Here is a 9,091-nt window from a genome sequence, read left to right on the forward strand (position 1 = left end):
AGATGTCGCGGCTTACATCGATATGGGCGGGGCGACGATATGACACGTAAGCGATGGCGGTCAAAGGTTTCTTGATAATCGCCCCAATCGACCAGGAAAAGAGGCATAAATCGTACTTTATAGATCATGTAGTCCGAGGACAGCACAGATCATCCATGGCATGCACAGGCCGCCAGATACGCACCTGCGAGGTCCTTCAAGGCCGCCACGTCTGGAATTGGACGGCAGCCGGCACTCGCGAGAAGCGGGCGGCCCGGGAAGCGGTAACCGGCTTTACCGATGGTGAACATCCCTGAAACATTCGCGACTCGGTGACAACGCCGCCGGGAGTTTCGGCCCCCTCCTGCGACTGATTCGGACATGACAATTTTCCTGGGGCGCGGTGGGTGATAATGTCCACCGTCATGATCTCCACAGTCACAGGAGGACGAATGCGAAAGGTACGCGCTGTTCTCGTCTCGGCCGTCATGGTCCTCGGAGTGTCGCTCACACTCGGCGCCGCCCCCGCGCACGCCGAGAGACTGGCCGGCGTCTTCAAGGACCAGTCGGAGTGCGAGCGAATCGGGACCCAAGGCATCAGCCAGGGCTGGTGGAATGACTACTCATGCGAGTGGGAGGGCCGGTACCGCTACTACTTCCTCTACGCGTGACCCCGTGAAACACCCGCGCTCCCAGCTCTGAGCGGGTGTTCGAGACTGTTTCGTCAGGTGGGGATGAAATCCCCACCCGATCAGACGGGTCCGGCCGTTCCGGTGATCAGCACGAACAGCGGCAGGCCCAGGTTGTTGACGGCGTGAACGACCACCGCGGGCCAGATCGACCCGCTGCGGCGCATCACCTCGGCGGCGATGACGCCCACCACGAACGCCGTGGTCATGGCGAGGTTGATGCCGTGGAAGACGGCGAAGACCACCGAGCTGGACAGGACTCCGATGACGGGCCCGTAGCGCAGCAGGGCGTTGGTGATGACACCGCGGAAGAGGAACTCCTCGCCGATGGGGGTGAGGACGGCCAGGAAGGCGAAGGTCAGGATCAGGGGCAGCACGCCGCCGCCGGCCGCGTCGTAGTACGAGCCCTGGGGGTCGGCGTCGAACCCGATCAGGTTGATGACGACGTAGTTCACCAGGCCCTTGAGCAGGACCGCGACCACGCCCGCGGCCACGCCGATGCCCATCCAGCGCCAGGTGGTGCGACGCACGCCGAAGGCACCCCAGGAGCGGATGCGGATCAGCGCGGCCGCGGCGAAGCCGGTAAGGCCGACGATGCCCGACCAGGCGGTCAGGATCAGCCCGTACGTCACCGCGTCCAGCCCCAGCGAGCCGAGGAACGGAAGCACGGCCGTGGCGGCCACCATCGCGAGGAGGCCGACCACGATCTCGGGCCAGCCCGGACGCGCCGGAGAGGTGGTGGCGGCCTGGTCCGGCTGTCGCGGGTGGTCGGTGTGGTCAGTCGACATGATGACGAACTCCTTTTTCGTGTGGTCTTGATGGGGTCTTAACGGGGTCTCGATGGGTGTCGCCGGGTCCGGCCGGGTACCCGGCGACAGTGCCGCCGCGGCACTCGCGTGAGAGCCGTCACCGGCGCGGCTCCCAGCGGAAGATCCGGGAGGCCAGCACGAGGGAGACGACGACCCAGCCCAGGGTGGGCACCAGGAGGATCAGGGACTCCCCGACGGGAACGCCGCCGTTCCAGGCGTTGAGGACCAGTTCGGTGGCCGAGCCGCCGGGAAGCAGCCGCTTGAGCAGGGTGAGCTCCTCGGTGCCGGTGATCCCCACCCAGCTGGCCACGGCGATGGCGCCGAGGCTGACGGGCAGCGTGGTCACCTGGGCGTGTTCGGGGGAGTTCGTCACTCCCGCGGTGGCCAGTCCCAGGCCGAGCATCATGACCACCATCGAGACGACGGCCGCCGCCAGGAGGAGGACGTTGTCCGGCTCACCGGCGACCGCGGCCAGCACGGTCATGATCACGGTTACCTGGACCAGCGAGATGACGGTGACCGGAAGGAGCAGCCCCGCGAGAATGTCGGTGTCGCCCGCCGCGGTGGAGCGCAGCCGCTTGAGGAAGAGGTTCTGCCGGCGTGAGGCCAGGGTGGTGACCGCGGTGGCGTAGAGCCCGAACGCCCCGACGGTGAACATGATGATCGCCGCGATGTATCCGAGGCTGCCCAGGGCCGCGAAGCCCTCGTGCTGGTAGATGAAGACCGCGCTGACCGCGGCGGGCATGATGAGACTCGTGACCAGAACCAGCCGGTTCCGGAAGATCTGGACCAGCTCACTGAGAGCGATCGAGAGCATGACGAAGGTCCTTTCCGTGGAGGGGGGCTAGTCGCTGCCGAGGGCGCGGAAGACGTCGTCGAGGCGGGTCGGTCCGGCCTGGAGGTCCCGCAGCTCCACCGTGTGGTCCTGCGCCCAGCGGAGCAGGGTGGACAGGTCCTTCTGCAGGTCGAAGGTCTCGATGAGGAACTTCCCGTCAGCCCCGCGCGTGGCCTGCAGCGGCAGCGCCGGGACGGGCTCCGCGAGGGAGAAGCGGATCGCGGCCGGTAGCATCCGCGTCAGCTCGGAGACGGTTCCCTCCCGGTGGAAGGCGCCCCTGTGCATGAGGCCGATGCGGTCGGCGCGCTGCTGCGCCTCCTCCAGATAGTGCGTGGTGAGCACGACGGTGGAGCCGTCCTCGCGCAGCTTGTCCACGACGTCCCACAGATCGTCCCGGGACTGGATGTCCAGGCCGGTGGTGGGCTCGTCCAGGAAGATCAGTTCAGGTGTTCCGTACACGGCGGTGGCGAAGTCCAGGCGCCGTTTCTCACCGCCGGAGAGCTGGGACACCTTGGTGCCGGCCTTGCGGGTGAGATCCACGACGTCGAGCACGCGTTCGACCGTGTCCGTGCGCCGGGTGAGGCTTCCGATCAGCCGGACCGACTCCCGCACCGTCAGGTCCGGCGAGAATCCGCTCTCCTGCAACATGATGCCCATCCTGGGCCGCACGGCGCCCCGGTCGCGCGGGCTCTTCCCGAAGACCCGCACGGTGCCCGAGGTGGCGGCGCGGTGACCTTCGATGATCTCCAGGGTCGAGGTCTTGCCCGCCCCGTTCGTGCCGAGCAGCGCGTAGAGTTCCCCGCGCTCCACCTGGAAGGAGAGGTCTTTGACGGCGTGGAAGTCGCCGTAGGTGAGGTTCAGACGTTCAACGTCGATGACCGGTGTCGAAGACATGCGTCGATCTCAACAGCCGCCGCGCTCGCCGGGCAGTGCGACCACGTCATGACCTCGCCATGACATTTCTTGGGCGAACGTATGACGTGGCGTCACTGGTGTCACCATGAAACCGGGAAAACAATGGGCATACCGTGCAGTAGATTCCGGAGAGTCACCCATGGACACCAAAGCCCCGCGCGTTCCGCCGACGATCAACATGATCGTCTCCTTCGTGGTCTGCGTGGCGTTCTTCCACCACCTCGGCGTCGACCTCTCACCTGACGGCGGGGGGTCGTGGCCGGAGGACGACCGGTGACCGACGCGGGCGGCGAGCGCTCCGGCGGTCCCGCCGCTCGGCCCGGCGGCTCCGCGGCCGGGCGGGGAGCGGTGAGATCGCCCTGGGTAGGGTCACCCATGATGTCCGGGCACACCGGGACGGCACGGGGACGGCTGCGCAGTCTCAACATCGTCATGTTCCTCCCGCTGCTCGCCACCGTGGGGGCGCTGCTGGTGGCGAAGGACGCCGAGACCTGGTGGCAGGCCGTTGTCCTGGGGCTGGGCGTCGTCGCGGCCCTGGTGACCTTCGTGAAGTGGGCGGCACGCGACATCTCCCGCGTCGCGCTCCCCTGCCTGATCGTCGCCGCGGCCGTATGGGCCCTCGGAGCGCTGGTGACGGGCAACGAAACAGCGTTCTACGGCATCTTGGTCGTGGGCCCCCTCATCGTCTCCCAGCTGCCGCGCCACCGAGGTCTGGCGGCCCTGGGGGTGACCGCCTACGTCGCCGCGGTGGGCGCGGCGAGGCTGCTGGTGACCCAGGAGCATCTCTCCGGCGTGCTGATCTCGTACGTCATCGTCCCCGCGGGCGTCACCGCGGTGCTGACCGGCCTCATGTTCCCCAACCAGAGGTTCTACGGCCTCGTGGCGGAGCTGGAGGAGGCACGAGAACGCGAGGCCGAGCTGGCCGTCATCCGGGAGCGCATGCGTTTCGCCAGCGATCTGCACGACATCCAGGGCCACACGCTGCACGTGGTGAAACTGAAGATCGCACTGGCCCAGAAACTGATCCACAGCGACGCCGAACGGGCGGAGCAGGAACTACGTGAGGTGCATGCCCTGGTCAGCGACACCATCACCCAGACCAAGGAGCTCGCCTACGCGCAGCGGCGGCTCAACCTGTCCGCGGAGCTGGAGAACGCGAAGAACCTCTTCGAGGCCGCGGGCATCCTCGTACGCGTCGACCGTGAGGCCGAGGTCGACGCGCACGCGGGCGAGCTGCTCGGCCAGGTCCTGCGGGAGACGACGACCAACATCCTGCGACACGCGCAGGCCCGGCAGGTGCGCATCACCCTGTCGGAGTCGGGCATCACCATCGTCAACGACGGCGCGCAGGAGGCTCCGCTGCCCGAACTTCGGGGGCTCGCCACGCTCAGGGAACGCGTGGCGGGCAACGGAGGCGAGCTGACGGTGGAACAGAAGGACGGGCGTTTCCTGACGGCCGCGGCATTTCCGCACGGCCGTTCGGACACCGTCCTCCGAAGCGGGAAGGACGACCGATGACCACCGTGGTACTCGCCGACGACGAGGCGCTCCTGCGCAAGGCGCTGGCGGCGCTGCTCCCCCTCGAAGGCGAGATCACCGTGCTCGCCGAGGCGCAGGAGGGTGCGGCGGCCGTCCAGGCCACGCTGCGGCACCGGCCCGACGTGCTCGTCATCGACCTGGAGATGCCCGGCATGGACGGGCTCGACGCCGTCGCGGAGATCCGCCGTGCGCGGCCGGAGCAGGTGATCCTCATGCTGACCCGCCACGCCAGGCCCGGGGTGCTGCGCAAGGCGCTGAAACTCGGGGTCCAGGGCTTCGTCAGCAAGTCCGCGGAACCGGCGCACATCGTCTCGGTCATCGCGACCCTGCACGAGGGCAAACGATGGATCGACCCCGACGTCTCCGCCCTCGCCGTCGTCGACGACTGCCCCCTCACCGACCGGGAGATCGACGTGCTGCGAGCGACCCGCGAAGGGTACTCGGTCGCCGACATCGCCACCCGGCTCCACCTGGCGGAGGGCACGGTACGCAACTACCTCTCGAACGCGATGCAGAAGACCCAGACCCGGACCCGGCACGAAGCGGCGCGGTACGCGCGTGAGCACGACTGGCTGTGAGCCCCGATGGCGGGGGGCCGCCCGGTCCAGGGACGTGGCTCACGGCCGCTTGACCTCGATCGGGGTTGAGGTTGGAGACTGCTCCGCGCCGGTGTCGGACAGCCAACCACGGGAGAGCGGCTGACATGCGAGTTGTGAGGGTCACGCGTTTCGGAGGTCCCGAGGTCCTGGTCCCGGGCGAGGCGCCGGATCCGGTCGCCGGGCCGGGACAGGTGGTGGTCGAGGTGTCCGTCGCGGGCATCACGTTCGTCGAGACACAGATCCGGCGTGGCGTCGACAGGTGGCACGCCAGGCCCGAGCCGCCGTACGTGCCGGGCGGCACCGTGGCCGGCCGGGTGAGTTCGCTCGGGGCGGGCGTGGATCCGGACTGGTCCGGACGGCGCGTCATCGCCGGCACCAGGGAGGGCGGCGGCTTCGCCGAGCGCGCGGTGGCCGCCACGCAGGACCTGATCCCGGTGCCGGAGGGGCTGGGACTGACCGAGGCCGTCGCCCTGCACACCGACGGCGGCACCGCGCTGGGCCTGGTCGAGGGAGCCCGGATTCGGCCCGGGGAGTGGGTGCTGGTCGAGGCGGCGGGCGGCGGTGTCGGCAGCCTGCTGGTACAACTGGCCCAGGCGGCCGGCGCCCGGGTCGTCGGAGCCGCGCGCGGCGCACGGAAGCTGGAGCTCGCTCGCGATCTGGGCGCGGAGGCCGCGGTCGACTACTCCGATCCCGGCTGGACGGACCGGGTACGCGAGGCGACCGGCGGTTCGGGTCCCGACGTGGTGTTCGACGGGGTCGGCGGGGAGATCGGCCGGGCCGCGTTCGAGGTGACGGCGGAGGGCGGCCGGTTCTCCGTCCACGGCGCCTCCAGCGGCCAGGTCACGGCGATCGACCCCGAGCGGGCGCGACGGCGCGCGGTCGAGGTGATCGGGATCGAGCAGCTCTTCGACTTCGGACCACGGATGGGGCGATGGGCGGAGCGGGTGATGTCGGAGACGGTGGCGGGCCGGATCCGGCCGGTCATCGGGCAGACCTTCCCGCTGGAACGCGCCGCGGACGCGCACGCCGCGATCGAGTCACGCGCCGCCCTGGGGAAGACCCTGCTCCTGATCTGACGGCGCCCCACGATGTCCCCGCGTCCCCGCCGGGCAGGCCGCCCGCTCGGATCTCGGATGGGGCGATCGAACGTCGCTTCGACGGCCCGGGGCAGGTGCTCGGGATCGTTGGTCGCTCGTGAAGCGCGGAGGCCGCGGGCGTGGCGGCAGCCGTACGGCACCGGGAACGACGACGGCGCGTACGAAGATCAGCGCGGCGGGCGGCGCGTCGCCGATCGGGCCGTCGGCGGGGATCCGCGCGGCCTCGGGCTCCGCCAGGACGCCCTGCCGGATGAACGGCTCAGGCGGGTATGAGGTGGGACTCGATGTGGTCGAGCATCGCGTCCATGCCCGCCTCCAGCGCCGCTGTGTCGCGGCGGATCTGGGTGAGCAGCAGCCCGCCCTGCAACATGGTCAGCAGGGCGAGCCCCAGCCGTCGCGGGTCGGCGTCCGAGCGCAACTCGCCGCGCTCGCGCATGGCTCGCAGGCCCTCGACGACCGACCGCTCCCACAGGGCGAATCCGGCCGCGACCTCTCGGCGGGCCTCGGCATCGGACTCGGCCAGCTCACTGCCCAGCGACCCGATCGGGCAGCCCCCGGCGTAGTTCAGTGAGCGCTCCAGATTGACCGCGAAGTCCCGCCAGGCCCGCAGTGCCTCCATGCTGTCCAGACGGCTGTAGCGGGGCTCAACGGCCCCGAACGCCTGCACCACCTGTGTCGTCTGGAACGCGATGACCGCCTTGACCAGCGACTTCTTATCCTTGAAGTAGTGGTAGACCTGCGACGGGCTGACCCCCGCAGCTGCCTGCACGTCCTCGATGCTGGTGCCGGCCACGCCACGCTCGAACATCAGGGCCGCCGCGGCAGCCGCGATCCGGTCGCGCGTCGCCTGGCCCTTACGCGTCAGTCGCGGGGCGGCGGTAACGGCCTCATCAGCTTGCATGCGTCCGAGGGTAGGCGTTTTGGAGTAACCCTTACAAACTCCTGGCGGCACCTCTGCGCGCGCCGTCATAACCGTGAGCGTGGGCGCGGCCGTACGGGCCACAACCTCGATCCGGCCGCCGAGTACGGTCCACGCGGCGTCCGTGTCAGCGCCGTCAATCCCGGCCCCACCCGGACCGAGGGCACCGCCGCCATGGGCGAGCGGCTTGACCAGCTCGCCGGACTCGCCCCCGCCGGGCGGCCAGGCACGGCCGAGGAGATCGCCTCGGCGGTGGTCTATCTCGCCGGTGACGCCGCCGCGTTCATGCACGGCGCCGTCCTCGCCGTCGACGGTGGCCGCACCGCCACCTCCTGAGGCGTGACCCGGACCGCCCCCGGGACGCGGGAACACGCAACCGGATGCCCAGGACTGGAGTTGACGCTCCAGAAATGTCATGACACGATAGAGAAATGGAGTGATCACTCCATTTATGGATCTGACGCACGTTCCGCGCCCGCACTTCCCGCCGTTTCCTCTCAGAGAGGGTCCGCCTGTGACCAGCAACCAGACGATCGCCGAGCAGGTCGTGACGTTCAACGAGGGCATGGCCGCCCAGGCGCCCGCCGCGATTCTGGGCCGCTTCGCCGAGGAGCAGGCCGACCTCGACGCGGCCGGCATCCCCGCCGGCGTCACCCGGCCCGGGGCCGTCATGCCTGACGGAGACCTGCTCGACGCGTACGGCGCCGCCACCAGCCTGACCAGGGCCCGCGACGGCAAACCGGCCGTGGTGGTCTTCTACCGGGGCGCCTGGTGCCCCTACTGCAACATCGCCCTGCGCACCTACCAGCACCAGGTCGTCCCCGCCCTGGCCGGCAAGGGCGTCGAGCTGATCGCCGTCAGCCCGCAGAAGCCGGACGGGTCCCTGTCGGTGAAGGAGACCAACGAGCTGACCTTCACCGTGCTGTCCGACCCGGGCAACCAGCTCGCCACCGCCCTGGGCATCGTGACCCGCCCGACCGACGGGGCCCGCGAGTCCCAGACCGCGCTGGGGATCGACGTGGCCGGCGGCAACGGCGACGGCACCACCGACATCCCGATGCCCACCACCGTCCTGGTCGACGCCGACGGCACCATCCGCTGGATCGACGTCCACCCCAACTACACCACCCGCACCGAGCCGCAGCAGATCCTCGACGCCGTCACCTCACTGCGCGGCTGACCCGCACGCCCGCGGGGACCGGCCCCTGCCCCCTCCGGGGGGACCGGTTCTCGCCCGGCACGCGGCGGCGGCCCTGCCGCGGGGAGGCCACAGGGCCTCCTCGTGAACACCACCCACCGCCGCGTCATCGTCGTCGGAGGCGGACCCACCGGATACACCGCCGCCCTGTACGCGGCTCGCGCCGACAGGCGGCCCTCGACACCGAGCGCTACCTCAGCGCCCTCACCTGAACCGCCCACCGCCGATCGTGAGGCACATCGACGGCATGGTCACCGGGGCCCGGCGCGCCCGCCCACGCCGACGCACTGGGCCGCGAGTGGCGAACATCTCCCGCCGGTCGGCCACCGCAAGCGACGCTTTGGGAAGGGGAGGGTTACGGCGACCGCCGTACGAACCGGTCACCGCCGGGCTGTCGTCGTCAGGGTGACAGCGGTCAGCGCGGCGAGCAGGGCCCAGGCGGGCGCGAAACCGCCGGTCAGGTCCGTGAGCAGGCCGAGCACGGGTGGCGCCAGGATGACCGCCACCTGGTT

11 protein-coding genes are annotated in these 9,091 nt (G+C 69.9%); 7 read left to right on the forward strand and 4 right to left on the reverse strand.

Annotation, left to right across the window (positions count from 1 at the left end):
* The first annotated feature begins 431 nt into the window (after positions 1 to 431).
* Complete coding sequence (locus tag ABD817_RS38840) at positions 432 to 650, forward strand: hypothetical protein (protein ID WP_344923467.1); 219 nt, start codon at positions 432 to 434, stop codon at positions 648 to 650.
* Between the two features lie 80 nt (positions 651 to 730).
* On the opposite strand, the gene ABD817_RS38845 is transcribed toward ABD817_RS38840, so the two are convergent.
* The 3 genes from ABD817_RS38845 to ABD817_RS38855 all read right to left on the reverse strand — a co-directional run bounded on the left by ABD817_RS38845 (position 731) and on the right by ABD817_RS38855 (position 3,206).
* The gene (locus ABD817_RS38845) at positions 731 to 1,456 is read right to left on the reverse strand and encodes a CPBP family intramembrane glutamic endopeptidase (RefSeq protein ID WP_344923468.1); all 726 of its coding nucleotides are present in this window, start codon (positions 1,454 to 1,456) and stop codon (positions 731 to 733) included.
* A 118-nt stretch (positions 1,457 to 1,574) separates the two neighbouring features.
* The gene (locus tag ABD817_RS38850) at positions 1,575 to 2,294 is read right to left on the reverse strand and encodes an ABC transporter permease (protein ID WP_344923469.1); all 720 of its coding nucleotides are present in this window, start codon (positions 2,292 to 2,294) and stop codon (positions 1,575 to 1,577) included.
* 27 nt (positions 2,295 to 2,321) lie between these two features.
* On the reverse strand, positions 2,322 to 3,206 hold the full coding sequence (locus tag ABD817_RS38855; RefSeq protein WP_344923470.1) for an ABC transporter ATP-binding protein: 885 nt from the start codon (positions 3,204 to 3,206) through the stop codon (positions 2,322 to 2,324).
* Between the two features lie 160 nt (positions 3,207 to 3,366).
* On the opposite strand from ABD817_RS38855, the gene ABD817_RS38860 reads away from it, so the two are divergent.
* The 4 genes from ABD817_RS38860 (at position 3,367) to ABD817_RS38875 (ending at position 6,441) form a co-directional block, all read left to right on the forward strand.
* The gene (locus ABD817_RS38860; protein WP_344923471.1) at positions 3,367 to 3,504 is read left to right on the forward strand and encodes a hypothetical protein; all 138 of its coding nucleotides are present in this window, start codon (positions 3,367 to 3,369) and stop codon (positions 3,502 to 3,504) included.
* Positions 3,505 to 3,602: 98 nt separating this feature from the next.
* The gene (locus ABD817_RS38865) at positions 3,603 to 4,745 is read left to right on the forward strand and encodes a sensor histidine kinase (protein ID WP_425583462.1); all 1,143 of its coding nucleotides are present in this window, start codon (positions 3,603 to 3,605) and stop codon (positions 4,743 to 4,745) included.
* Positions 4,742 to 5,344: a response regulator transcription factor gene (locus tag ABD817_RS38870; protein ID WP_344923473.1), complete on the forward strand. Its 603-nt coding sequence runs from the start codon at positions 4,742 to 4,744 to the stop codon at positions 5,342 to 5,344. Before ABD817_RS38865 ends, ABD817_RS38870 begins: the two co-directional genes overlap by 4 nt.
* Before the next feature lie 125 nt (positions 5,345 to 5,469).
* On the forward strand, positions 5,470 to 6,441 hold the full coding sequence (locus ABD817_RS38875) for a zinc-binding dehydrogenase (protein ID WP_344923474.1): 972 nt from the start codon (positions 5,470 to 5,472) through the stop codon (positions 6,439 to 6,441).
* A gap of 280 nt (positions 6,442 to 6,721) precedes the next feature.
* On the opposite strand, the gene ABD817_RS38880 is transcribed toward ABD817_RS38875, so the two are convergent.
* Positions 6,722 to 7,363, reverse strand: coding sequence for a TetR/AcrR family transcriptional regulator (locus tag ABD817_RS38880; RefSeq protein WP_344923475.1), 642 nt, complete (start codon positions 7,361 to 7,363; stop codon positions 6,722 to 6,724).
* Here ABD817_RS38880 and ABD817_RS38885 point away from each other — a divergent pair.
* Entirely contained in the window at positions 7,358 to 7,717 is a 360-nt protein-coding gene (locus ABD817_RS38885) for an SDR family NAD(P)-dependent oxidoreductase (protein ID WP_344923476.1), read from the forward strand. The genes ABD817_RS38880 and ABD817_RS38885 overlap by 6 nt on opposite strands.
* Positions 7,718 to 7,895: 178 nt before the next feature.
* Positions 7,896 to 8,561, forward strand: a complete 666-nt coding sequence (locus ABD817_RS38890) for a peroxiredoxin-like family protein (RefSeq protein ID WP_344923477.1) — start codon at positions 7,896 to 7,898, stop codon at positions 8,559 to 8,561.
* The last annotated feature ends 530 nt before the right edge of the window (positions 8,562 to 9,091 follow it).

The organism is Streptosporangium oxazolinicum, from assembly GCF_039537505.1.
Lineage (GTDB): Bacteria > Actinomycetota > Actinomycetes > Streptosporangiales > Streptosporangiaceae > Streptosporangium > Streptosporangium oxazolinicum.